This is a genomic window from Shewanella inventionis, assembly GCF_014641855.1.
Lineage (GTDB): Bacteria > Pseudomonadota > Gammaproteobacteria > Enterobacterales > Shewanellaceae > Shewanella > Shewanella inventionis.
On the sequence record NZ_BMII01000023.1, the window covers coordinates 1 to 25,324 of the forward strand.

At 42.9% G+C, this 25,324-nt stretch carries 19 protein-coding genes; 14 read left to right on the plus strand and 5 right to left on the minus strand.

The window, feature by feature from the left end; all coding sequences use genetic code 11:
- Positions 1 to 420: 420 nt before the first annotated feature.
- Positions 421 to 1,848: a cytochrome c oxidase accessory protein CcoG gene (gene ccoG, locus IEW93_RS13970; RefSeq protein ID WP_188739923.1), complete on the minus strand. Its 1,428-nt coding sequence runs from the start codon at positions 1,846 to 1,848 to the stop codon at positions 421 to 423.
- A 76-nt stretch (positions 1,849 to 1,924) separates the two neighbouring features.
- Here ccoG and IEW93_RS13975 point away from each other — a divergent pair, with 76 nt between their 5' ends.
- From IEW93_RS13975 to IEW93_RS13985, 3 genes are all read left to right on the plus strand, one after another.
- A complete protein-coding gene (locus IEW93_RS13975; protein ID WP_188739924.1) occupies positions 1,925 to 2,272 on the plus strand; it encodes a hypothetical protein in 348 nt (115 codons plus the stop codon).
- A gap of 92 nt (positions 2,273 to 2,364) precedes the next feature.
- Complete coding sequence (locus IEW93_RS13980; protein ID WP_188739925.1) at positions 2,365 to 3,279, plus strand: 1,4-dihydroxy-2-naphthoyl-CoA synthase; 915 nt, start codon at positions 2,365 to 2,367, stop codon at positions 3,277 to 3,279.
- Between the two features lie 177 nt (positions 3,280 to 3,456).
- A complete protein-coding gene (locus IEW93_RS13985; RefSeq protein ID WP_188739926.1) occupies positions 3,457 to 3,678 on the plus strand; it encodes a DUF2061 domain-containing protein in 222 nt (73 codons plus the stop codon).
- Positions 3,679 to 3,722: 44 nt separating this feature from the next.
- On the opposite strand, the gene IEW93_RS13990 is transcribed toward IEW93_RS13985, so the two are convergent.
- Positions 3,723 to 5,687, minus strand: coding sequence for a beta-galactosidase (locus IEW93_RS13990; protein ID WP_188739927.1), 1,965 nt, complete (start codon positions 5,685 to 5,687; stop codon positions 3,723 to 3,725).
- Positions 5,688 to 5,967: 280 nt separating this feature from the next.
- Between IEW93_RS13990 and IEW93_RS13995 the strand changes: the two genes are divergently transcribed.
- Positions 5,968 to 8,103, plus strand: a complete 2,136-nt coding sequence (locus tag IEW93_RS13995) for an alpha-galactosidase (protein ID WP_188739928.1) — start codon at positions 5,968 to 5,970, stop codon at positions 8,101 to 8,103.
- Between the two features lie 85 nt (positions 8,104 to 8,188).
- On the opposite strand, the gene IEW93_RS14000 is transcribed toward IEW93_RS13995, so the two are convergent.
- A complete protein-coding gene (locus tag IEW93_RS14000) occupies positions 8,189 to 8,887 on the minus strand; it encodes a FadR/GntR family transcriptional regulator (protein ID WP_188739998.1) in 699 nt (232 codons plus the stop codon).
- A gap of 184 nt (positions 8,888 to 9,071) precedes the next feature.
- Between IEW93_RS14000 and IEW93_RS14005 the strand changes: the two genes are divergently transcribed.
- The 3 genes from IEW93_RS14005 to IEW93_RS14015 are packed head-to-tail and all read left to right on the plus strand — an operon-like array spanning position 9,072 to position 11,713.
- On the plus strand, positions 9,072 to 9,839 hold the full coding sequence (locus tag IEW93_RS14005; protein WP_188739929.1) for an SDR family NAD(P)-dependent oxidoreductase: 768 nt from the start codon (positions 9,072 to 9,074) through the stop codon (positions 9,837 to 9,839).
- A 1-nt stretch (position 9,840) separates the two neighbouring features.
- On the plus strand, positions 9,841 to 10,803 hold the full coding sequence (locus IEW93_RS14010; RefSeq protein WP_188739930.1) for a 2-dehydro-3-deoxygalactonokinase: 963 nt from the start codon (positions 9,841 to 9,843) through the stop codon (positions 10,801 to 10,803).
- Positions 10,796 to 11,713: an SMP-30/gluconolactonase/LRE family protein gene (locus IEW93_RS14015; protein WP_188739931.1), complete on the plus strand. Its 918-nt coding sequence runs from the start codon at positions 10,796 to 10,798 to the stop codon at positions 11,711 to 11,713. Before IEW93_RS14010 ends, IEW93_RS14015 begins: the two co-directional genes overlap by 8 nt.
- Positions 11,714 to 11,764: 51 nt before the next feature.
- On the opposite strand, the gene glpD is transcribed toward IEW93_RS14015, so the two are convergent.
- A complete protein-coding gene (glpD, locus tag IEW93_RS14020; RefSeq protein ID WP_188739932.1) occupies positions 11,765 to 13,294 on the minus strand; it encodes a glycerol-3-phosphate dehydrogenase in 1,530 nt (509 codons plus the stop codon).
- Positions 13,295 to 13,535: 241 nt separating this feature from the next.
- Here glpD and IEW93_RS14025 point away from each other — a divergent pair, with 241 nt between their 5' ends.
- The 7 genes from IEW93_RS14025 (at position 13,536) to IEW93_RS14055 (ending at position 24,202) form a co-directional block, all read left to right on the plus strand.
- A complete protein-coding gene (locus tag IEW93_RS14025; RefSeq protein WP_188739933.1) occupies positions 13,536 to 14,585 on the plus strand; it encodes a UDP-glucose--hexose-1-phosphate uridylyltransferase in 1,050 nt (349 codons plus the stop codon).
- The gene (gene galK / locus IEW93_RS14030; protein ID WP_188739934.1) at positions 14,578 to 15,726 is read left to right on the plus strand and encodes a galactokinase; all 1,149 of its coding nucleotides are present in this window, start codon (positions 14,578 to 14,580) and stop codon (positions 15,724 to 15,726) included. The genes IEW93_RS14025 and galK overlap by 8 nt, the downstream gene beginning before the upstream one ends.
- Positions 15,727 to 15,880: 154 nt before the next feature.
- Positions 15,881 to 17,161, plus strand: coding sequence for an alpha/beta hydrolase family protein (locus IEW93_RS14035; RefSeq protein WP_188739935.1), 1,281 nt, complete (start codon positions 15,881 to 15,883; stop codon positions 17,159 to 17,161).
- Positions 17,162 to 17,532: 371 nt separating this feature from the next.
- Positions 17,533 to 20,295, plus strand: coding sequence for a TonB-dependent receptor (locus IEW93_RS14040; RefSeq protein WP_188739936.1), 2,763 nt, complete (start codon positions 17,533 to 17,535; stop codon positions 20,293 to 20,295).
- 117 nt (positions 20,296 to 20,412) lie between these two features.
- Positions 20,413 to 21,936: a tryptophan halogenase family protein gene (locus IEW93_RS14045; protein ID WP_188739937.1), complete on the plus strand. Its 1,524-nt coding sequence runs from the start codon at positions 20,413 to 20,415 to the stop codon at positions 21,934 to 21,936.
- Between the two features lie 9 nt (positions 21,937 to 21,945).
- A complete protein-coding gene (locus tag IEW93_RS14050) occupies positions 21,946 to 22,710 on the plus strand; it encodes a SapC family protein (RefSeq protein ID WP_188739938.1) in 765 nt (254 codons plus the stop codon).
- 34 nt (positions 22,711 to 22,744) lie between these two features.
- Entirely contained in the window at positions 22,745 to 24,202 is a 1,458-nt protein-coding gene (locus tag IEW93_RS14055; RefSeq protein WP_188739939.1) for an SLC5 family protein, read from the plus strand.
- Positions 24,203 to 24,561: 359 nt separating this feature from the next.
- Here the strand turns inward: IEW93_RS14055 and IEW93_RS14060 are convergent, their stop codons facing one another.
- Positions 24,562 to 25,323 (minus strand): PepSY-associated TM helix domain-containing protein, encoded by a 762-nt coding sequence (locus IEW93_RS14060; protein WP_229706694.1) that lies wholly within the window; start codon positions 25,321 to 25,323, stop codon positions 24,562 to 24,564.
- Position 25,324: the final 1 nt, after the last annotated feature.

Below are 25,324 nucleotides of genomic sequence, written 5' to 3' on the forward strand. Positions count from 1 at the left end.
TACATTCCGAAGAACAAGAAGACAATTTCGAATAACTCAATACCTGTGAATGTCCACACAGATTTCTTGTTTAGATTGTTAAAGAGCGTTACTAATACCAAAAGAATCAATCTTTCGCTTAGTGGCCATTGACGCCAGGTCGTTGGCTTGGGCTGCGTATTCTACGCTTTCCCATCTTCGCGTCAAGTGTTTTTTCAAACTTTCTTTTCGCGCTGAAGATTTCATTTTGAACCCTTCAGACTGACTCTTCATTGGCGTGAGCCGCTTGCCGTGTCAGTGGTTGCGCATTATAGGGAGCTAAAACTTTTGTGCAAGCATAAAATTCAGAAATATTGCAAAAACATGACTAAGAGGTGTTTTTTCAATCGAAAAGAACAAAAAAGGGACTATTCGCCCCTTTTTTGGCTATTTTGCTCGGTTTTACCCGCCAAAGAATCGAGTTTCTTGTTTTATCTCTACTGGATTGCCATCAATCACTGCGGTGATTTTAATGTCTATCTTTGTGATAGTTCTTTTCAGTTCAATGGGGTCTACTGCAATACTCACTGGTAACGTTAAAACCTCACCAGCTTCAATGGAGACATGTTGTGGTCCTATCCATTGCGCATTGGTCAACCCTTCAACACTTAATTCATATTCCTGGGGTTGCTCTGTTTTATTGAGGATTTTTAATGTAAATGTATTCTCGGTATTACCTTGGTTGTTTTCTCTAAATAATGAATTACGATCACGGATGACATCCATACGTACAGGAGCAATCGTTGCACTGGCATATATAAAGACGAGGATCATCACAGTAAGCACAACGCCATAACCAATAAGTTTAGGTCTAACGACTTTTTCTTCTATGTTGTCGAGTTTGTTTTCAGTGGTGTAACTAATTAGTCCTTTATCGTACCCCATACGCTCCATCGTGTTATCACATGCATCAATACATGCACCACAGTTAATACATTCGTATTGCAGGCCATTACGAATATCAATACCTGTTGGGCAAACCTGTACACATAAGTCACAGTCTATACAATCACCTAATCCCATCTCCTTGGGATCTTGTTTACGAGTTCGTGGACCTCTCGTTTCACCGCGCTTAGCATCATAACCCACTATATAGGTGTTTTTGTCGAACATTGCTGCTTGAAAACGAGCATACGGACACATGTGAATACACATAATTTCACGCATCCAACCAGCATTACCGTAGGTTGCTAACGTAAAAAAGATAACCCAAAAGTAAATTCCACCGCTGGCATTAAGTGTAATGAAATCGATGTAGAGTTCTCTACTTGGTACAAAATAAGAAACAAATGTGGTGGCTGTTAGTAATGATACTAGTATCCAGGAGGTGTGTTTTGCGGTTTTACGCCACAGCTTATCGAAACTCCATGGCATTTGATCCAACTTGATACGTTTATTACGCGCGCCTTCCAACTTCTCCTCAAACCAAATAAAGATAAAAGTCCATACTGTTTGTGGGCAGGTATAACCACACCACACTCGGCCAAGGTAAGTGGTTACAAAAAATAGCCCGAAAGCGGCAATCATAAACAGTGCGGCAAGTAAGGTAAGATCTTGTGGCCAAATGGTTAAACCAAATACATGAAATTTTTGCTCGGCAAGATTAAACCACACTGCCTGACGTTCTCCCCAAGGTAACCAAGGAAGTAGCAGAAAAAATAACATTGCAATCCAACCCATTTGGCGACGTAATGTGGTCCACATACCATCAATAGCGCGTACGTAAATACGGTTGCGCGGATTGAAGCGGTCTGCTTTACTGGCATCAGGTTGATGGATTTTAATACGTTGTTGTTTTGAGAAATCCTTGGGGTTAGATTCTTTCGTCATTTTACAGCCTTACTGCTTTAATATTGAACGATAACTAGCTTATTATATAGGTAATAACACATTATTGGATAAAAAGATGAGAGGTTGGATAGGTTTAGCAATAATCGCGGGCGTTGTTTATTATTTCGCGACAGAAACTGACAAACTTGATAAGCCAATTAATGACATCAAAAGTATGTTTACTAAGGCTGACAAAAAGTTGGATTCGATGACGGGGACAAAAATCATCCGTGTCGATACACATATTCCGCAAGTTAAAGCAGAAATATACGAGCGATTATCAACGATAGAAATTCGTGAATTAGATGGCATATTTGTGAGTAATGAAAGTATTGCCGAGTTTAAAAATCAATACTGCCATAGCAGCGCCCGCCACCCAGTTTTTAGCAAAGAAAATCTGCAATTTATTTGCGATAAAATCTGAGTGAGTTAACGCTTTTACGGTAACAAATTGACCTAAGTATCAAATAAGCCTAGCCTTTGTGTAATATTTACAATAGAGGCTAGGTTTTTTTTATGACGCAATCTCAACCTAAATCAGTATCAGACATCTTTGACCCAGCCTTGTGGGATGTTGTCACGGGATTTAACTTTGAAGACATTACTTATCACCGCGCAAAATCTCAGGGTACCGTTCGTATCGCAATTAATCGTCCAGATTGCCTAAATTCATTTCGCCCTAAAACGGTAGACGAACTCTTTATAGCATTAGACCATGCCAGACAATGGTCTGATGTGGGTTGCGTACTATTAACCGGAAACGGCCCTTCGGCAAAAGGACAGTATTCTTTCTGTGCCGGCGGCGATCAACGTATTCGCGGCAAAGATGGCTATAAATACGAAGGAGCTAAAGAAGGTCAACCTGATGTTGCCCGCATGGGCCGCCTGCATATTTTAGAAGTACAACGCATGATCCGCTTTATGCCTAAAGTTGTGATTGCTGTTGTACCTGGATGGGCTGTTGGCGGCGGCCACAGTTTACATGTTGTGTGTGATTTAACCTTAGCGTCTAAAGAGCATGCAATATTTAAACAAACGGACCCTGATGTAGGCAGTTTTGATTCAGGATATGGCAGTGCTTACTTAGCGAAGATGATTGGGCAGAAACGCGCTCGTGAAATTTTCTTCCTTGGTTTTAATTATTCAGCAGAAGAAGCCTTTAATATGGGCATGGTAAACCGCGCAGTTCCTCACAATGAGCTCGAAACTGAAGCGCTAGCCTGGGCCAAAGAGATTAACTCGAAATCACCTACTGCAATGCGCATGTTAAAGTACGGCTTTAATATGACGGACGATGGGTTAGTTGGTCAGCAGCTCTTTGCTGGTGAAGCCACACGATTAGCCTATGCGAGCGAAGAAGCAAGAGAAGGACGTGATGCCTTTTTAGAAAAACGCGACCAGGATTTTTCACGCTTTCCTTGGCATTATTAAGACAACAGCCACAATAGTTAATCTCATCAAATTTGAAGCCCTTTTTAAGGGCTTTATAATTTAAAGATTACAAAACAAATCCTAATCTAAATTACCATTTGAGACAATCGAATCAACCCTCTTTACATGATAATGAGAACTGTTATCATTTAATTAAATCAAACAGGGGGATTTATCATGAAAAAGACCATTAGCTTTGCCATATTACACTTCAGTGTCGCGTTTTCGATTACTTACTTATTAACTGGTAGCATTGTTATCGGTGGTGCGATTGCCTTATTAGAACCCGCTGTGAATACCGTGGTGTTTTATTTTCATGACAAAGTTTGGAAAAACATTGAGTCTAAACAGGCTCATTCTGTGGCAATAGCAGCAGAGCCTGCTCACCTTGCAAACTAGTGACATCATGGTTAACAACCTAACCACGATGTCACCAAAAAAGCTTAATTGAGTTTAACAATGGCTACGTCATAAGCTGCAAGATTAGCACTGCCTAGCACGTATTGACCTTGTAACTCACTTGGTACTGTTTGTGAGTAACCCGCATAGTTAAACAGGTAAGCATACTGACCACGTTGTACAAGTCGCATATCTTTTGGAAGCGCAAATGTAACTAATCCCAACTCAGCGGATAACACGGTAAAATATTCACGTAAAAACGCATCACACGTCAGTGTGGCCACATAGCTAGTATTTTGATGACGTGCAACAGCAGGGCTGCCATCATGATAAGTCGCAACAACATCTACACCATCAGCAAGTGCTAACTCTTCTCGCCAGCACTGACTCTCAAATTGAATACCATTAAAATGCAATACTTCACTGCAATCAGGACGGATAGTTTCAGTCGACAACACTTTGACAGGCACCAATGCTTGTAATACACCAGGGGCTAACGTTGGCACTAACGACAGCTCATCGGTTTTACTGCCAGATCGCGGGCCTATAACCAAGTGCACATCAGCTTGTTTGCATTTATCAACAAATGCTTGTGGCACAATAGGTAAACAAGGGGCTACCACTAGCGCATATTGAGCTAGATCATGGTCAACCGACACAAAATCAACAGCTAACCCTAACTGACGTAACGCTGAGTAGTATGCAAATTCAACCCGTTGATGATTATAACTGTCACCCTGGCGTTCAATTTCGGTCACCCACTGGCTATTAGCACCCGTTACAATCGCCACTTTCGCTTGCACTGGATCGCTAATAGTAAAATCGACCTTGGCCAACTCATCGCGCATTTGTTCAACTTCAGCCCAGGCCGCCGCTTTGGAGTTGTCATTACGTTTAATACCAGCGTGCATTTGCTCTTGCGCAAATGGCACTTGGCGCCAACGGAAGTAACATACACAGTCTGCGCCATGAGCAAAGGCTTGCCACGACCACAATCTGACCATGCCTTTTTCTGGACGCGGATTATGATGTGCCCAGTTTACAGGCCCCGGTTGTTGCTCCATTACCCAAAAGTTTTTATTGCTTACGCCACGGCTTTGGTCAAAGGAATAGCTTGAAAAGTCAGGGTGGCCCGTGCGCATATATGGTTTAAATTGCTCCGCTGGCATATGTTTAAAAAACATATCAGAGCGGCCTAACGGGTAATTGTCATAACTAACAAAATCGAGGTTTTTAGCCAGTGCAAAGTTATCGGTTTGTGTGTCCACCAGCGGGATAAAATTGTGCGTTATAAATCGATTTGGCGCATGAGCACGAATGATCTCAATCATGGCATCGTGAAACTTCACCACCTGATCTGAACTAAAACGACGATACGCCAGTTGATGTGCAGGATTAGTTTCGGTCACGGCTAAAATAGGCAGTTCGATTTGCGCAAAGTCTTGATATTCCATCGACCAAAACACATTACCCCATGCCGTGTTTAGCTTTTCAATATCGTCTTGATAATAGTCTTTACACCACTGTTGGAATGCCAACTTGGCCACCAGTGAACCACTATGGGTTGTGTCATGGCACGCAATTTCGTTGTCGGTTTGCCAACCACACACGCTTGGATGATTACCGTAACGCTCTGCTATCACAGTTGAAATACGCATGGCTTCGCGAAAATAATTTTGGCTAGAAAAATCGTAATGACGACGCGAACCAAAGCCACGTGTGGTACCCGTGTTAATGTCGACAGGTAGAATGTCTGGGTATTTATCGATTAACCACTTAGGAGGTGTAGCTGTCGGGGTGCACATGATCACCTGCAGACCTTCACTGGCAAGAGTTTCAATCGCTCTGTCTAACCACTCAAACGAATACTCTCCATCGCGAGCTTCAATTCTAGACCACGCAAACTCACCAATACGCACATACTGCAATCCGAGCTGACGCATTTCTTTTGCGTCTTGCTGCCACATAGATTCAGTCCAATGCTCTGGGTAATAGCAAACTCCTAACATGTTAATCTCCAATAAATAGCAGGTAAAACCTCAGGCTTGAACCTAGATATTTTTAACACAATACCCTACCGTTACAAGCAAAGTTACAAGGTGACTTGACGAATTTTTAATGATGAATAATATACTAACCCAGTATTTATATGATATATAGTATTTTAAATAAACTGAGTATAAATCATCGTATGTTGCCGGCGTTAGCAGTGGCTCAATCCACTGCCCTACAGTAATATTTTGCAGCTATGTTTGTTAAGTGATACTCCCAATCAAGGAATGTTAAATCATGTCGCATCATCCCAATTTCGTTTTACTTAATGGCCAACACACAAGCGTAGTGGTTGACTGCAGCAATAAAACGCCAGCTATTTTGTATTTTGGTAAAAAAATATCCTCTAAAACCACATACGACATGATGAAACAACTTAGCACTCGCCAAGAAGCAAAATGCTCAGTCGTTGTTGAGGCGCCCATATCACTATCGCCGTTAATGGGCGAAGGATTTACCGGTGCTCCCGGTATTGAAATATTTGACAACAATATTGCCTGGTCTATTGGCGGTACATTAACCTCAGTCACGCAACCGTCAGCTAATCAGGTCATTTTTGAGTCTATCGACAGTTTACGTAATTTAAGCGTAAAGCATCACTTAACCTTAGACCCGCATTCTGACGTGCTCAGTGCAACCACACAATTAACCAACTTAGGCAATAACGCGGTAAATGTGAACTGGTGTGCAGCACCAACAATCCCAATGCCACTTCATATTGATCAAATCATGTCATTTGAAGGCCGTTGGTCAAATGAGTTTCAACGTAAATCGTTCGACATGTTTTTAGGCAGCTTTGTACGTGAAAACCGCAAAGGGAAAACGTCACACGACAATTTCCCGGGGATGGTCATGCACAACAAACTCACTCATGAGCAAGGCGGTGAGTGTTATGGGTTTCATTTAGGCTGGAGCGGCAATCATAAAATGCGCGCAGAGTTACTCGCTGAAGGTCGCAGTTATGCGCAATTAGGTGAGTTATTGATGCCTGGTGAGTTAGTGTTAGCCCCTAATGAATCATATACCAGCCCAACACTTTATAGCGCATACTCTAACCAAGGTTTTAGTGGTTTGTCGCATCATTTTCATCAGTTTGTTCGCCAATCACTGATCACCGATAAGGTACGCCAAAAGCCTCGACCTGTTCACTACAACACTTGGGAAGGCATTTATTTTGACCACGATGTTGCTGTACTACAGTCATTGGCTACACAAGCGGCAGACATTGGTGCAGAGCGATTTGTGCTCGATGATGGTTGGTTTAAAGGGCGACGCGGTGACTTTGCCGGTTTAGGCGACTGGACCGTTGACCGTGACATTTACCCCAACGGGTTACAACCATTAATTGATCATGTCAACAGCGTGGGCATGGAGTTTGGTTTGTGGTTTGAACCTGAAATGGTTAACCCAGACAGTGACTTATACCGTAACCACCCAGAATGGGCACTGCAAACGGCAGGTAACGAACAGCTTAAATTTAGAAAGCAGTTAGTGTTAGATATGACTAACCCAGCAGTAACCGATTACCTCTTTAATGCCATTAACGACATTTTGGTCGAGTACCCCCAAATTGTGTATATAAAATGGGACATGAACCGCGACCTTAATCATGCAGGTAACTTTGCCGGAAAACCTGCTGTGCACCAGCAAACACTCGCAGCATATACGTTAATTGAACGCTTAAAGCAAGCACACCCCCATGTTGAAATAGAAAGTTGCTCATCTGGTGGAGCTAGGGTTGATTATGGCGTACTACGTTATACCGATCGAGTATGGACATCTGACTCAAACGACGCATTAGATCGACTCACTATTCAACGTGGTTGTTCGTTTTTCTTCCCGGCGGAGGTGATGGGCGCACACGTTGGTCCGCGTGATTGCCATATCACAGGGCGCAACATTAGTATTGCCATGCGCGCTGCGGTGGCCTTTTTTGGTCACATGGGCATAGAAATGGACCCGCGTGAATTAACCGATGACGAACGTCAGCAATTACAACAGATTATCAAACTGCACAAACAGCATCGTCAGCTGATCCACAGCGGTAAATTGGTGCGGTTAAATTCAGATGGCGACTCGATTAACTTTGGCATTGTTAACGCCGACCAAAGCCAGGCTTTGTTTGCATACAACAGTGTGAAAGAAACCCAGCGCACTAACCCGCCTAAATACCATTTTGCCGGATTAGATGCCGACAAAGATTACACCTTATCACTAGTGTGGCCTGCTGGGTTCTCGTTTTACTCACCATCAGTGCTCAGCGTCATTGACAAGCAAACCTATAGCGGCGAAGCATTAATGACCTTTGGTATGCAGTTACCTATTACGTTCCCACAGACGTCATTGATTTTTGAGTTAAACCAAGTGAAATAGCACAGTAAACCGTTCTTACTATCCCCATAAGCAAAAGAGCATCTAGGTTAGATGCTCTTTTTATTATCGGCTTATCCATTTACGATTATAATTTTGACTCAATCAACTCAAGTGCTTCTTCTAAAATCATTGATACTGCTGCACGTGTTTGCTGGGGGTTACGCGCTTTTATCGCCTCATAAATTTCAGCGTGTTTTTGCACATCGGCACCCGGTACGCCTTTTATTTTATTGGTATAACGAATACTCACTCTAAGCGCTGTACTGATAAACTCAGTTAATTGCACAAAAAAACGATTACCACTGGCAATCAAAATACTGGTATGAAAAGCAATATCAGCCTCTAAAGGATCATCTAATCCTTGCTCAGCTTCTACCATGCGCTCAAGGGCTTTGGCAATAGATGCTATTTGCTCATCCGACGCATTCATGGCGGCCAGCGCGGCAGCTTGAGGTTCTAATGCAACACGCACCTGAGTAAATTCTTTCAACAAAGACAAAGAAGGCTTACTGCTTAAAATCCATTTTAATACGTCAGTATCAAACATATTCCAATTGCTTTCAGGCAACACCCGAATACCTTGCTTTGGTCTTGATGAAATCAGCCCTTTTGCAGAAAGCATTTTTACTGCTTCGCGGGTTGAGCTACGGCTCACATCATACTCGATACATAAATCTGCTTCAGACGGCAATCCTTCGCCCACTGGGTAAACCCCTTTAACAATGGCAATGCCTAAATCATGGGTAAGTTGGTGGGTTAAATTTTGACGCGGTGAAGTGCTCATGCCTGTTGCTGTCCAGTCTTTAGTACATAAATCTGTTATATCATATTTAAACACAAAACCGATATAACTTTGTTTTCATCGTCGTTAATGTTAAAAATAACTTTTATTATTACGGATTAATCCGTTAATCCTCAAAATACCGCCAGTTAACCATAATCAAAATAATAGGTTTGGAGCGTTATCTGTGAGTCAGTCAACTCAATACCAAGACTTAACAAACAAAGTCATTTTTATTACCGGCGGAGCCAGTGGTATTGGCGCAGCAATGGTAGAAGCCTTTGCCCGCCAACATGCCAAAGTGGCCTTTATTGATATAGACCAACAAGCCGCCGACGCACTTAAGCAAAATCTGTCGCAATATGACCTTAATGCAATTTGGTTTCGCGCTGTCGATGCCACGGATTCAGAGTCGTTGCAATTAGCCATTAGAGATGTTGCTGAGCACTTTGGTCGTTTTGATGTGCTCATTAATAATGTGGCCAACGATGCACGCCAAGATGTCGAAACCATTTCGGCACACGACTGGCACAAATGCATGCAAATCAATTTAGACCCTGCTTTTTTTGCATCTCAAGCAGCCTACAGTCACATGAAACTCCAGCATTCGGGCAGTATTATTAATTTTAGCTCCATTACCGCACTACTTGGTTCGCAGCAGATGACAGGCTACGTAACCGCAAAAGCAGGCCTCATAGGCATGACACGGTCATTGTCGCGTGAGTTTGGTGAAGCCGGTATTCGGGTCAATGCCATTTTACCGGGATGGGTGGCAACTGAAAAACAACTCGCCAGTTGGCTGACCGAACAAGAAGAGCAAAAGTGGACGGATGCAATGGCGTTAAAACGCCGCATTACACCAGAGGATGTCGCTAAACTGGCACTGTTTTTAGCGTCTGATAACAGTGAACTCATCACCGGGCAGTGCATTAATATCGACGGTGGGAGAGCCTAGCTTGTTTACTGAATACCAACATTTTATTGCTGTTGACTGGGGTACAAGTCATTTACGGGCATACCTGTGTTTAGCCGAAGCGAATAAACCGCTCACCGTGCTTGAACAAGTTAATAATGTCGGCGTAAAAAAAGTACTTACCGATTTTCAAACCACCTTAATGGACAGCATTGCACCATGGGCTAAACGTTTTGGTCATCTGCCTATTTTGATGATAGGTCAAATAGGCTCAAGCATCGGCTGGAAAGAAACCCAATACCTGCATTGCCCTATTTCGCCAACAGATGTGATTTCGGCCGGCACCCAGTTTAATTGTCAGGGGCATCAAATCACTATATTCCCAGGGTTACGTTGCCAACTGCATAATCATTTGCATGACTCAATGCGCGGTGAAGAGTTTCATTTACTTGGATGGCTTGCGATGGCTCCGCAACACCTTGTAGGTAAACACCTCGTGTGTTTGCCCGGCACTCACACAAAATGGGTCTTAATCGAAGATGGTAAAGTCGTACTATTTAAAACGGCGTTAACCGGTGAGTTATATGACTTGTTGTCATCTAATAGCGTATTGATCCAAGAGAAAGTGTCCGATTTAGAATTTGATTTTGACGCCTTTATTCAAGGTGCTGACTTTAGCTTGTCATCCGCTACCGACAATTTCGCCCATGGCTTGTTCAGCGTAAGAAGCAAACAATTGTTTGAAGGTTTTACAACTAAGCAGGCACATGCTTATTTGTCTGGCATATTAATTGGTTGCGATGTAAGGGCTGCAAAACATGCAACAGAATGGGCCTTAAGCCAACTCAGCTCAATAGCCATAATAGGCCCACCCCATTTAAACCAATGTTTTGCCAAAGCGCTGAATCTCTGCAATGTGAAAACAACATTATGGAACGTAACTGATGCCACATTAGCTGGGTTTAATGTGGTGTATCAACAAGGTATTCCATTAATCCATGAGTAATCATTCAGGCTGCATTGGTAAACTAATTAACGTTATCCCATCACAAAATCAACTAGGCGAAAATGCGTTGTGGCACGCCGAGCACCGCGCCATTTATTGGATTGATATTATGGCGGGTAACATTCATAAATACCGAGTCGACGACCAAAGCCACCAGCAATATCATTTACCCTATCGTATTGGTAGTTTTGCCTTTTTAGCAAACCAAGATACCTATCAAGTGATTGTGGCTTTTGAGCAAGGCTTTGCACTGTACCATTTTGAAACACACGCCATCACCTGGCTAAGCCAACCAGAAATAACACAGCTTGGTAATCGATTTAATGATGGTCGAACCGATCGCATCGGTCATTTTTGGGCTGGAACCATGGTAGAAACAAGGCATACGCCTGAGCAGCAAGGCAGCCTTTATCGAGTAGATAACCAAGGGCAACTCCATAAAACCTTTAGTAATATTAAGATATCGAACGGCTTATGCTGGAGCCCAGATGGCAGCATTATGTATCACGCAGACTCTGAACGTCATTGCATTTATCAGTACAATTATTGCCAACAGAGCAATACACTTACCAATAAAAAGGTGTTCGCAAACACAGAACAGCATGTATTCCCCGATGGTTCAACCGTTGATACCCAAGGTTATATCTGGAATGCCCAATGGGGCGATCATAGTGTCGTGCGTTATAACCCTGATGGGGAAATAGTTGAAAAGCTGATAATTCCAGCGGTGCAACCTTCAAGCGTTGCTATTGGTGGGCCTAATTTAGATTGGTTAATTGTCACCACATCTCGTATAGCGTTATCGCCACAACAATTACAAGACTACCCACTGTCTGGCAATGTATTTATATACCAACTACATAACATCACAGGTATCGTTGATACGCCATGTGGTTTAATACACACCTAAACAACGCCAATATCAGTAAAGGTACTGACGCTCAACATTGTTAGCGCTTAATTAACCCACCTGTTGCTGAGACTCAACATCAGAAGCTACAGCGTTAGCCGCCTGCATATAGTCACTCAAATGCTGTTGTTGCTCAGCAGAAAAATGTAACCCTAATTTGGTTCTACGCCACAGAACATCCTGGCCAGTGCAAGCCCACTCATTGGTCATAAGATAATCGACTTCAGCTTGATAAAGCCCGTGGCCAAAATCGATACCTAATGCATCTTCTGAGGTTGCATCATTTAAAATATATTGCGTCCTCGCACCGTACGTACGCAGTAAACGGCTAATGTATTTTGGCGCTAACCATTGATATTGCTGCTGATAAATACGAGTTAACTCTGTCAAATTGCTAAAGTCACCACCGGGCAATACCTGCTGAGCAGTCCAAGCCTTACCCATTTTAGGATGAAATGGCTTAAGGCGATTCACCGCGGCTTCGGCCAATTTACGATAAGTGGTAATTTTACCGCCAAACACCGATAACAATGCCGCTTTACCTTTTGGAGCATCAACGATAAAAGTGTAATCACGGGTTACTGACTGAGCCGACTCAGACTCATCATCCATTAAAGGTCTCACACCAGAAAAGGTATGAACAATGTCTTGCTCGCTTATTGCGGTATTAAAATAATGGTTGGTAATATTTACCAGATAATCAATTTCTTGTTGATCTATCTTCACCTCTTTTGGATCACCATTAAAATCAACATCTGTGGTACCAATCAATGAAAAATCATCTTCAAACGGGATCACAAATACAATCCGCTGATCTTCATTTTGTAAAATATAAGCTTGCGGTTGCTGGTGGATTTTAGGCACCACAATATGGCTGCCTTTCACTAAACGAATTTTTTGTGGCGAAGGCTGTTTAATCACATTACTAAATAAGCTCGACACCCAGGGGCCAGAAGCATTCACCACAGTGTTAGCGAGTACATCTCGCACCGATTGATCAGCTTGGTTTTGTAACGTTAAGCGCCATAACGCCCCCTCACGCTCAGCATTAATGCATCGTGTTTGGGTACAAATTTGCGCACCTAACTCTTTAGCGGCTAAAGCATTTAACACCACCAAACGAGAGTCATCAACCCAGGCATCAGAATATTCAAAACCTTGAATAAAACTAGGTTTTAACGGGCTATCTACACCAAAAGTGATTTTTTTTGAACCGCTTAACGTCACACGAGATGCTAAATTATCATATAAAAATAACCCTAAACGGATCATCCATGCGGGGCGCAAATGGGCCTGATGAGGGAGCCTAAAGGTTAATGGCGTAATTAAATGAGGGGCTTTTTTTAATAACACTTCACGCTCAGCTAACGCCTCTTTAACTAAACGAAATTCATAATGCTCTAGATAACGCAATCCGCCATGGATCAATTTACTGCTGTTTGATGACGTAGCAGAAGCCAAGTCATTTTGCTCACAAAGCAATACACTTAATCCACGCCCTACCGCATCGGCCGCTATTCCAACACCGTTTATGCCGCCACCTATCACGACAACATCAACAATTTCTATATCGGCTTCCATTTACTTACCCACCCACAAATAAATATGATAAATAATATATATTGAGCATATCATAGAGTGACTCACCTCTCGTTGACAAGCACATTTAGAAAGATCTTGTCGAAACTGATTACATCTTGTTAAATAAAAAACTTAATAGTAGTATTTATCATATAAATTGAATTTGTATAATTTATCATCGTGTCAATGTGGCGATACACAACAGTAAAGCGACACCATAAACATAGATAAAAGGATCCCCATGAGCCAGTTTGAATTTACCCACAGACGCAAAAACCCGTTAACGGGTAACTGGGTATTAGTATCGCCGCACCGAAACAACCGACCATGGTTAGGTGCGACAGAAAAAAGTGCCCCTTCAAACCTAGCAGAACACGATGAGTCATGCCCTTTATGCCCAGGCAATCAGCGTGCAAATGACACCCACAACCCTGAATATAACAAGACATTTGTATTCACTAACGATTTTGGTGCACTTACTTCACAAGTGGCAGAGCAAGCAGCACAACTTGAAGCAAACCCATTATTTGAAATAGAAGCCGCCACTGGTGAATGTCGGGTGATTTGCTTTTCACCTAAACACAACAAAACCTTACCTGAGTTGTCAGTTAACGAAATAAAAGACGTGGTCGACACCTGGACGCAGCACTATGTAGAGCTATCAGCTCAGTACGCCTGCGTACATATTTTTGAAAACAAGGGCGCAGTAATGGGCTGTTCGCAGCCGCACCCACATGGCCAGGTATGGGCGCACAACCATTTATCAACAGAAATTCAACTAGAACAAGCCAGCCAGCACCAATACCAACAAACACACGGCAGCAATTTACTGGCTGATTATGTTAAACGTGAAATTGCCGACGACGTGCGCGTGGTATACCAAAATGATCACTGGCTTGTTGTCGTGCCATTTTGGGCTGCATGGCCATTTGAAACCTTATTAGTGAGTAAAGACGACGTACGTCATTTTGGACAATTAACTGAAGCTCAATCTACTGCTCTTGCCGACGCCATAAAAGTACTCACCACTCGGTATGACAACGTGTTTAATTGCAGCTTCCCGTATTCGATGGGTTGGCATTGTGCTCCAAGTGACCTAACTGATGATAGCCACTGGCGCATGCACGCACATTTTTACCCACCATTATTGCGCTCTGCTACGGTAAAAAAACACATGGTCGGCTATGAAATGCTTGCAGAAAGCCAACGCGATTTAAGCCCTGAAACCGCTGCAAAAATATTAAAAAATGCCAGCAACGTACACTACACCGAAGGAAATCAACATGACTAACAATGCGCTACAGGCCTTGTTTACCCAGCAATATGGATCCGATGCGCAAGGTGTGGTCAGCGCACCGGGTCGTGTTAATTTGATTGGTGAATTTACCGATTACAACCAAGGTTACGTTTTACCTTGTGCTTTAACATTTCGCACCCAAGTACTTTATCGTTTGCGCGACGACAATATTGTCAATGTCATTTCGACCATGTACCCAAACGAGCAAGAAAGCTTTGAAGTTAATCAAGCCATTACAGAAGGTAATTCGCAATGGGGTAACTACATTCGCGCAGTGGCTTTTGTGCTTAATCGTGCTGGCCACCAGCTAAAAGGGGTCGATTTACTGATTGAAAGTAATGTCCCACAAGGCAGCGGTTTGTCATCGTCTGCCGCCCTTGAGGTTGCCATTGCAGGGATGTTCAATCACGTTTGTGAATTGAACCTAAGCGAAGAGCAAATTGCATTATTTGGCCAAGAATCCGAAAACGACTTTATGGATTGCCAATGCGGCATTATGGATCAGCTCATCTCGGCCAAAGGTCAACAAAACCAGGCATTATTGATTGACTGCCAAGATCTTCGCACCCAGGCGGTAACCATTCCAACTGATCTGTCTATCGTAATCGTTAACTCTAACTACCCGCGTAAATTAGTCGACAGCGAATACAACCAGCGCCGCATAGACTGTGAACAAGCCGCCAAAAAAATGGGGCTTAGCACATTACGCGACGCCAATTTGGCTTTACTAAGCCAAACAAAGCCACAACTAAGTGCAAATGAATTTGCTCGAGCTCATCATGTCATTACGGAAAACGACCGCGTTATTGCGGCCACCAAAGCACTGGCCAATAACGACATTGACCAGCTGCGCATCCTAATGACCGCATCGCACCAGTCGCTTAAACATGACTTCGAAGTTACTGTGCCAGCAACCGACGGCCTAGTACAAATTTGCCAACAAGCACTCGGTGATAGAGGTGCTGTTCGTATGACGGGTGGTGGCTTTGGTGGTGCTATTGTTTGCTTATGCCGTCACGAGGATGTGGCCGTGATTCAGCAAGCTGTTGAACAACATTATTTTACTCAATTCAATCTGCAAGCAGACATCTATGTGTGTACCGCAGGCAACGGGCTCACAGTGCAGCAATACTAAAGCCGTTGACACATTATGCGGGCGTTCACTCAATGCCCGCTATGTATTAATCATTGATGTAGATGGAAATCACAACCGAAAAGGACAGCATTAAATTGATAACAAAACACTCAGCTGCGCAGCATTACTTTGGTTAAGCACTACCTCGGCCGTAATGGCAGACACACAAAAACCAAATATCAATGCAACACCTCAACCTGAGCAACTTTATCCTACATTACTGCCCAAAGAAGCTCTGTCCGAATTAGCTCAAGTAGGCCAATACCCTGTGGGTGTTAAAACGCTTCAGTTGGTAAATAAAAAACAGTTCAACCCAAATACCCAAACAGTAGAAGACCGCAAGCTCACAGTAGAAGTCTGGTATCCAACCAATAAAACCCCGACGAATACCCCCAAAGCGACCTACGTTAACGAAACTCGTTTAGGGTTGCCTTTTGCCTTACAAGGTAATGCCACTCGCGATGCACAAGTGGTTAACTTAACCGGCCAACCGTTTCCATTAGTGGTGCTGTCTCATGGCTACACCGGCTATCGCACCATTATGTTTTACCTTGCAGAGCATTTAGCCTCCCATGGTTATGTGGTTGCAGCACTCGATCATACCGACTCAACCAATGCAGAAGTTGATATGGTTAATGCACCCTTTAGCGGATTTTTTAGCACCTTACTAAATCGATCACGCGATCAACAATTTACCCTTGACCACTTTAGTGGCACAGAAAACTTTGTTAGCAGCATAATCGACACTCAACGAGCAGGATTAATAGGTTACTCCATGGGCGGTTATGGCGCCGTAAATACTGTGGGCGGCTGTTATCAATTCAACCAACAAACTGCAGCCACGTTCACTGGTAGCCAAGATCTTAACGTGATTAATGGCGCAATTGAATTACTTAACACCTGCGCGGCTGGGCAAAAGGCTCCCGCAAAAGTAGATCCTAAATGGAAAGCCATGATAGCTATGGCCCCCTGGGGAGGAAACTATCAACTCTTTAGCGCTGAGTCGTTAGTCAAAATTACCACCCCAACATTATATGTCTCTGGTGATCTTGATGATATTTCAGGTTACAAAGGCATCCAGTCGCTATATCAACACACAGGTGGACAGAGCACCTATATGCTCACCTATCATAATGCGCGTCACAACATAGCACCTCACCCAGCACCACAGATAGCTTACAAAAATGAAATCGACCTTGGCCATTACTTTGAGCCAGCCTGGAGCAATACTCAGCTCAACACAATCAATAAACACTTTGCATTAGCCATGATGGATTGCCATGTTAAAAATCAACAGGATAAATGTGAATTTTTACAACTAACAGGTCAATCAAACGAGCAAGACACCCAAGGCAACCCAACACCCGCCTGGAAAGGATTTGCTCATCGCTATGCTACAGGCATGTCATGGGATATGAAAACGCCTAAAAACTAAACCAAAAACCAGTACACTTCTGAAAATAAACTGTCTGTTTTTGGCAGTTTATTTTTCAGAAATCACAGTTCTTAATTAACAAGTCATCAACAAGTGTTGGAGCGAGTCAAATTTAGTTTGTCTAGAACGGATGATCACAAGGCTATGAAAATTAACTATAAAAAACCATTAAAAACAAATGCACCCGCAACGCTTATGCAATTAATGCTTAAAAACACATAAAAACAGTTAAAAAACACTAAGCGACCTGCATCACATTGTTAAGAAAAGGTTGATATTTAGCCTTAATTACTATATTTATAAGATAAATAAGCTTATTAAAAAAATAATAGATTTATAAAAAAGCAGCAACATCAACTGGGGGAAGAAAAATGTCTACAAAAGGAATCGCGACTTTTGGCAAAAGGACGACGTTAGCACTTGCTATTGCTGGGGCAATTGGCAGTGTACACGGAGTTACTGCAGCAGAAGCTGATACACAAGCCAATGAGCAAATTGAAGTCATCGCAGTAAAAGGGATCCGTAGCAGTCTAAAAAACTCAATGGCCGACAAGAAAACTGCGTCAGTGGTTTCAGATGGTATTTCGGCAGAAGATCTGGGTAAATTTCCAGACTTAAACGTAGCAGAATCATTGCAACGTATCACAGGTGTTTCAATTGACCGTAGCGGTGGTGAAGGCCAGGCAGTTACTGTTCGTGGATTTGGTCCACAATTTAACACCGTACTGGTTAACGGCCGCCAAATGGCTACTGACAGTGCAGGTCGTGAGTTTAACTTCGACATCTTATCTGCCGAGCAAATCACTGGCGCCAACGTATATAAAACAACCAATGCTAGCATGCAAGAAGGCGGCATTGGCGGTACTATCGACCTCACAACAGCACGTCCGTTTGATTATAGCGGCTTGCAAATCGTCGGGTCAGTTAAAGGCATGTACGAAAGCCTTTCTGAAGAAGTATCTCCAGCAGTTTCAGGCTTAATCAGTAACACCTTTAATGATGAAACCATGGGTGTGTTATTGGCAGTGAGCCATCAAGAACGTGATGTTCAAATTAACCAAATTAACACTGCGGGTTGGCGCGGCGGCCAAACGATTTCTAACTCACGTGACGGCGTATTATTTACTAACGCATACATTCCACGTAACTGGGACCAAATCGTTGACGAACAAGAGCGTACTCGTACTAACGCTAGTTTAGTATTCCAATATGCACCCTCTGACGATGTCAGCATTACCTTAGACGGCTTTATTTCTAAGTTTGAAGTCGACTCACAAGTTACCGATTTAGCCTCTTGGTTTGAACCCGATCGCGTCGGCAGTGCCACAATTGACCCAGCAACCGGTACATTATTAACCTTCACTCAAGATGTGGGGTTACACCAAGGCAGTGGTGATCCAGCAACCGACTTTGTATCGCACACTCGTAACTCTCGCGATGTTACCAACAGTGGTGTTGGTTTAAACGTAAAATGGGATATAAACGACCAACTAAAAGCCAACTTTGATGTATCAAACTCAAATGCTGAAAACGATCGCGCTGGTCGTGACCGCTTTAACGTTGTGGGTATGATCAATAGTTACGAATTTGATGGTACCGGTGGCGTACCAACGGTTGTACATGATGGTTTCGATAATGGCAGCCTACCTGATGCCAGCCTAGCTCGCTTACATTACAATGAAAAAGGTAATCAGTTTAGCGATGAAGACGAGATAACTGAATTCAAAGCGGATTTTGAATACACACCTGACTCATTAGTATTCACCAAAGCTAAATTCGGTGTTTATCGTCAAGAGCGTGAAAAATCGAGTTATCAAATTTTTGGTAACCAATGTCAGTTCTGTGGTTACGGCACCGAAGCACCTTTAGATGCGATTGATTTTAGACCTTATACCGCTAATAACTATTTCTCTGGTTTGATTGACACATTCTACACCTACGACGGTGATGCAATGGTCGACTACTTAGCCGCAGAAGGCTACCCAATCGTTCCAACATTGCAAAACAACCGTTATACCATTAACGAAGATATCAGCAGCTTATACATGAACTTTACCTTTGTGTATGACGTGGGTGATATGCCGTTAACAGTAGACTTTGGTGCTCGATATTCAAATACCAATGTCGACGTGAGTGCGGTACAGAGTTACATCTCTGACGTAGTACCAACTAGCGACGCGACCTTATTTGCTAACATCTATGGCCCAGCGTCAGACATTACCCAAGGCACGTCTTACTCTAACTTATTACCAAGCTTAAACATTAAGTTAGATCTGCAAGATGACATGGTGTTGCGTTTTGCAGCATACGATTCATTAACGCGTCCAACAATGTCACAGCTTTCACCAGCAACGACATTTAACGAACCTCGTCGTCAAAACTTAACAGCAAGTGGTGGTAATCCAGCACTAGAACCATTCCGCTCAGAAAACTGGGATGTGTCGTACGAATGGTATTACGATGATGCCAGCTTATTTAGTTTTGCATTTTTCAGCAAAGAAGTTGACGATTTCATCGTGAGCTTAACCGGTGAAGAAACGTACCAAATGACCGACCGTACAGGTCCTGACTATGGCTGTAGCACCACTAACTCTGATCTTTGTTCAAGTGATGTAGTGTCAACAACTGAAGAGTTAAATGGTCAATCTGAAGTGTACACTGTTACACGTCCACAAAATGGTGAGTCAGCGCGTATTACCGGTTATGAAATAGCATTAACTCACGTTTTTGAAAACGGCTTTGGTTTTACAGCTAACGCAACCGTGGTAGACAGCAATGTTAAAGTTGATGCTAACTCAACACAAAGCTTTGCGCTTGAAGGGTTGGGCGACTCACAAAACTTAATCCTGTTTTATGAGCAAGATAACTGGCAAGCACGTGTTGCATTTAACAACCGCGAAGGCTTTTTACGTCAGTTAGATAACGGCTTTAACGGTGAACCTATCAACACTGAAACGTTCGGTCAGTGGGATATTAGCGCGAGCTACGATATCAACGAAAACATCTCAGTATTTGTTGAAGGTATTAACATCACTGAAGAAGAGTTAGTGCAAACAGGCCGTTTCGCCAACCAGATATACTCGGTTGAAGACAACGGTTCTCGTTATGCAGTTGGGTTTAGAGGCAAGTTTTAATTTATAAACCGTAAAAAGACAGGTGCAACCGCGCCTGTCTTTTTGTTTATAACAAACCAACAACCCTCACCTTGTGATAGTGTCTAAACACTCAATTGCAAACAGGATGTTAACCCAATGGCAAAAGCAATAAAAAAAATAATCATTGTGGGCGGCGGAACAGCAGGCTGGTTAACCGCGGCAATCATTGCATCACATCATAAAAGTCAAACAGATCAGGCGATAAACATAAGCTTAATTGAGTCGTCAGATATTCCGACTGTTGGCGTAGGTGAAGGCACCTGGCCAACCATGAAAAATACCCTGCAACAAATAGGGCTAAACGAAAGCGAAGTATTCAGAAAGTGTCATGCCACATTTAAGCAAGGTGGAAAATTTGTCAGTTGGGTGCATGGCAATGGCGACTTTTATTATCATCCATTTACAGTCCCATTGGGCTATGGTCGCCTCGATTTAGCGCCGTATATTGATAATATTAAAGATTATGCCGAACAAACCAATTTTCAACATGCTATTTGTGAGTCAGGCCTTGCGCCGCGCAGTATGGCTGAGGGTGATTATCAAGGCACATGCAATTATGCCTACCACCTCGATGCTGGCGCTTTTGCCGACCTGCTCAAACAACACTGCAAAACACAGCTTAACGTTAATCACATTATTGGCACCGTCGACCAAGCCAATGTCGACAACCAAGGAAACATCAGCAGCGTAACACTGCTTGATCAAGCGCCAATTGAAGGTGACTTATTTATCGACTGCACCGGGTTTGCATCGTTGCTGCTCGGCAAAACCCTTAATGTCCCGTTTATTAAGCTTGACCACGTGTTATTTAATGACCGCGCAATCGCAATGCAAGTGCCATACAACAATGCCAACAGCCCCATCGCCTCTCACACCATTGCCACCGCACAAGACTCTGGTTGGATTTGGGATATAGGGCTAACTCACCGTCGCGGTGTGGGCCATGTTTACTCAAGCCGCTTTATGAGCGATGAGCAAGCAGAAGCTAACTTACGACGCTACATTGGCCCTCAAGCAGAAGGCTTAATGGCCAAAAAAATTCGCTATGAAAGCGGCCACCGTGAACGTTTTTGGCAAAAAAACTGCGTTGCCGTGGGTATGGCAGCAGGATTTGTAGAACCACTTGAAGCAACCGCGATTATGTTGATTGAAATTTCAGCCCGCTACATCGCAGAAAATTTACCCGTTAACGACAGTGTAATGGCATTAACGGCCAAGCGTTTTAACCAGCAAATGGATTATCGTTGGAGCCGAATCGTCGACTTTTTAAAACTGCACTACATGCTTACCAAACGCCCAGAGCCATATTGGCAAGCACACTGCAACCCAGAGTCTATACCGCAAAGTTTACAAGACGATTTAAGCATGTGGGCATTTAGAGGCCCAACAAGCAAAGACTTTAACGGCCCTAACGAGTTGTTCCCCGCTGCCAGTTATCAGTATGTGCTTTACGGCATGGAGTTTACGCCAGATTACACTCAGCACGCCCATCTTTACCAACAGCACGCGCAGGCGTCGCAAATTTTAAACCGCAATGTTCAACTCACGCAGCAAATGCTCAATACCTTGCCGCCTCATCGTGACTTTATAGAACAATGGTTATCTCACTCTCAACAGTAGAATAATAATATGAAAACACTGACAGAATTAACGCCACAACAACATCAAGAGTTACGCATAGCAGACGACTGTGCCATTCAGTTTGCCCAACAACAAAACATCATGAATTTACGTGTAACCGAAGTCAGCCAAGCGGCTTGTTGCATGCCTATTTTTTATGTGCGCAACAGCCAAAATGGCCAATGGGTGTTAACCGGTTTTACCAGTTTTGAGCAAGGCTGTAATTTGTTTATTGATCAAGGCCAGTGGACCGCATTGCACACACCCGCCAACATGCAAACATTTCCGTTTTTCTTGATGAAATCACCAGAAAACCCACAGCAATACACCATAGGGATAGATGAGGCACACTCTGTGTTTTCAACCACCAGCGGTCAGCCTATTTTTGAAACCAATGGCAAAGCATCACTGCATTTATCCAGAGTAAAAACGTTACTTGAAGCCGACATCAAAAATGATATTCGCACCCAGGAATTTAGCCACTACATCAACCAACTCGGTTTATTACGCCCAATAAATATTTTAATCCAACAGCAAAATGGCAACACACCGAGTTTATCTGGCCTGTACACCATCGACGAAGACAAACTGCAATCGCTTAATAAAGACACCTTATTTGAGCTGCATCAAAAAGGCTATTTAGCACCAATACAATCAATGTTGATGTCGCTATTTCAACTAAACGCACTCATCAAAAAGCACAACAAGATCCAAACGTTAACGCCAATAAAAAGTATAAAACTAGAAGTCAGTAAAAACTCAACGGCAGCATAACAATACCCAACACCTTATTGGGAAAGGAAAAACAATGTCTGAAAACATGATCCAATTATCGGTATTTGCCCTGGTCACGGCAATTATTGGTTTATTAACTTACATAAAATGTCGCGGAGCCAACCGCCAACAGAGTACGCAAAATAAAGAATACTTTTTAGCTGGTGGAGGCTTAAGCTGGGTATTTGTTGCCGGCTCAATCACCTTAACTAACTTAAGTACTGACCAACTCGTGGGGATGAACGGTAACCAAATGGCATTACTTGCCTGGTGGGAATTCTCAGCTGTTATAGGCTTAATTATTTTAGCTAAAGTGTTTTTACCCGTTTACTACCGTTACAACTGTACTACCACCACCGAATTACTAGAAAAACGATACAACAACAAACACATAAGAGCCGTTATTGGCAGCATCTTTTTGCTTGGCAATGCCTTTATTTATATGCCTGCGGTGATTTACTCTGGGGCGCTATTTATGCAAACCATGTTTAACGTCAACATACCGCTAATGTACATCGCTGTCGGCTTTACTGTGTTAGGTGCAATATATGCTTTCTTTGGTGGATTAAGAGCCGTTGCGGTTTCTGACACTTATTCTGGCGTGTTGTTACTTAGCATGGCAATGTTGGTCGTGTTTTTATCGCTGCAAGCCATTAACTTTGACTTTAGCGACATTCCAGCAGAGCGCTTAACTTTTATTGGTGACAATGACTCGCCTTTACCTTGGCATACATTGCTTACCGGCATGATTTTTATTCAAATGTATTATTGGGGCACAAACCAAACCATTACCCAACGCGCAATGGCAGCTCCCACACTAAAAGAAGCTCAAAAAGGGGTATTTGCAGCCGCTGGTATTCGTATTTTAATTGTACCGGCTATTGTGGTGATCCCAGGCATAGTGTCGTACAAACTCTACGGTGATATTGGTGATGCTGCCTATGGCCGTATTGTGGGTGATGTCATGCCAACCTGGTTAACTGGCGTATTTGCCGCAGCAATGGCAGCAGCCGTATTGTCGACTTACAATAGCTTGCTTAACTCAGCAACCGCCCTGTATGTATGTGATATTCACGAAACCTACATCAAAAAAGACCCTAACGTCGTTAAGCTAAGTGGTTGGGTTACATTATTATTAAGCACACTCACATTAGTATTAGTGCCTATTTACCAACAAGCTGAAAGTATCATCAACCTACTACAGCAATTAAATGGTTTACTCAGCATGCCAATTTTATCGATATTTATTGTGGGTTTACTGTTTAAAAATATTGATGCTCGTGCCGGTATTGCGGCGGTTATTATGGGCGTATTGTTATACGCTTCGATGACATTTGAATTTTCACCGTTTTTTGTAACCTTGCATTACATTCACTTAATGCCAGTTACATTAATTGCCTGTATCGGCTTTGCATTATTCACCAATCGGTTTGTGTTTAAAAAAACCGCCTCATTCGCTCGTAAAGGTGATGAAGCTATTCCTAGCGCTTAAAATTTAAATCAATAATATCCTTGCTCAAAAACAGGGTGATGCCAAAAACATCACCCTGTTTTATATTGAGACCTGTTAAACTTTCAAGGTTGTGATTACGAATTATTGGCCACTTATACAAGATGAGACTTTGAGGTGTAGTAAATCGATAACGCCGTATAAATGGTCAACAAACGCAGCACGAAGAGTTCAACTAACACTAGTATGTTAAACGAAAAGCGCATAGGCAATTCAATTGCAATTTACGCTCTTTTTTAAGCTAGAGTTTTAGAGCGTGACATTTATATGAACAATTAACATTCAAGCTCAGCGTTTATTATTAACACTCAAAAGTATTGAACACCCATTAATCATATTAACTACCTTGGCGGTTTTTGCTTAAGCCAAATCCAAAAACCGCTCAACGATACCATCAATAGTGCTAGGGCAAACAAGTCCCACAGCCATATTGTTAAATGACCAAACAAGCGCCCGCTGTGCAAATCAAGCATCACCCGTTGCCAGCTCAAGTTAGCACTACGGGCCAGATTAATGATGTCGGTATCCAAAGTATCGCTTTTATTCAACCAGACAACAGGCGTTGTCAATGCGCTAACTTCTTGCCATTCAATGAGTTGTTCGTCGGCTTTAAATACTCCATTTTCTGTATTTAGCCATACCCGGTCATCAATTATGGCCAGCGCGAATAACCCAGGCGGAAGACCTGTACTAGTATTTTGGGTTTCTTGTAATTGGCCGTGCTTATCAAATAAATATAACTGTTGGGCATCAATTGCCACCAGCATATTACTGGTGTAAGCGGCGCTGATCAGTGTGTCGGCCGCTTCTAAAATCATTTGTTGGTTTTGCCACAATAAGTTGTCGGTAATGTATAACGCGGAAGGGCCGTGACCAAATTGAGCAACATGCTTAGGTGCAGCAATGCCGTAATAATCCAGTAACCATGCCTGAGTCACCCCCGTTTTATCTAACCCCAAGTCGTCGCTGTGATTAATCGCCACACCCGTTAACGTTAACAATAAAATAAATAATGCACTCGCCAAGCCTAAACGGCGATGCCAAGGGCGAAGCATACGTAAAAATCTGATACGGAGTGTGTTTTTTCGATAGGGAGTTGTCACG

Bases quoted from the DNA above. Each gene is read 5' to 3' on its own strand.
- ccoG (WP_188739923.1), bottom strand. From the start codon at position 1,848: ATGACGAAAGAATCTAACCCCAAGGATTTCTCAAAACAACAACGTATT.
- IEW93_RS13975 (WP_188739924.1), top strand. From the start codon at position 1,925: ATGAGAGGTTGGATAGGTTTAGCAATAATCGCGGGCGTTGTTTATTAT.
- IEW93_RS13980 (WP_188739925.1), top strand. From the start codon at position 2,365: ATGACGCAATCTCAACCTAAATCAGTATCAGACATCTTTGACCCAGCC.
- IEW93_RS13985 (WP_188739926.1), top strand. From the start codon at position 3,457: ATGAAAAAGACCATTAGCTTTGCCATATTACACTTCAGTGTCGCGTTT.
- IEW93_RS13990 (WP_188739927.1), bottom strand. From the start codon at position 5,687: ATGTTAGGAGTTTGCTATTACCCAGAGCATTGGACTGAATCTATGTGG.
- IEW93_RS13995 (WP_188739928.1), top strand. From the start codon at position 5,968: ATGTCGCATCATCCCAATTTCGTTTTACTTAATGGCCAACACACAAGC.
- IEW93_RS14000 (WP_188739998.1), bottom strand. From the start codon at position 8,887: ATGAGCACTTCACCGCGTCAAAATTTAACCCACCAACTTACCCATGAT.
- IEW93_RS14015 (WP_188739931.1), top strand. From the start codon at position 10,796: ATGAGTAATCATTCAGGCTGCATTGGTAAACTAATTAACGTTATCCCA.
- glpD (WP_188739932.1), bottom strand. From the start codon at position 13,294: ATGGAAGCCGATATAGAAATTGTTGATGTTGTCGTGATAGGTGGCGGC.
- IEW93_RS14025 (WP_188739933.1), top strand. From the start codon at position 13,536: ATGAGCCAGTTTGAATTTACCCACAGACGCAAAAACCCGTTAACGGGT.
- galK (WP_188739934.1), top strand. From the start codon at position 14,578: ATGACTAACAATGCGCTACAGGCCTTGTTTACCCAGCAATATGGATCC.
- IEW93_RS14035 (WP_188739935.1), top strand. From the start codon at position 15,881: ATGGCAGACACACAAAAACCAAATATCAATGCAACACCTCAACCTGAG.
- IEW93_RS14040 (WP_188739936.1), top strand. From the start codon at position 17,533: ATGTCTACAAAAGGAATCGCGACTTTTGGCAAAAGGACGACGTTAGCA.
- IEW93_RS14045 (WP_188739937.1), top strand. From the start codon at position 20,413: ATGGCAAAAGCAATAAAAAAAATAATCATTGTGGGCGGCGGAACAGCA.
- IEW93_RS14050 (WP_188739938.1), top strand. From the start codon at position 21,946: ATGAAAACACTGACAGAATTAACGCCACAACAACATCAAGAGTTACGC.
- IEW93_RS14055 (WP_188739939.1), top strand. From the start codon at position 22,745: ATGTCTGAAAACATGATCCAATTATCGGTATTTGCCCTGGTCACGGCA.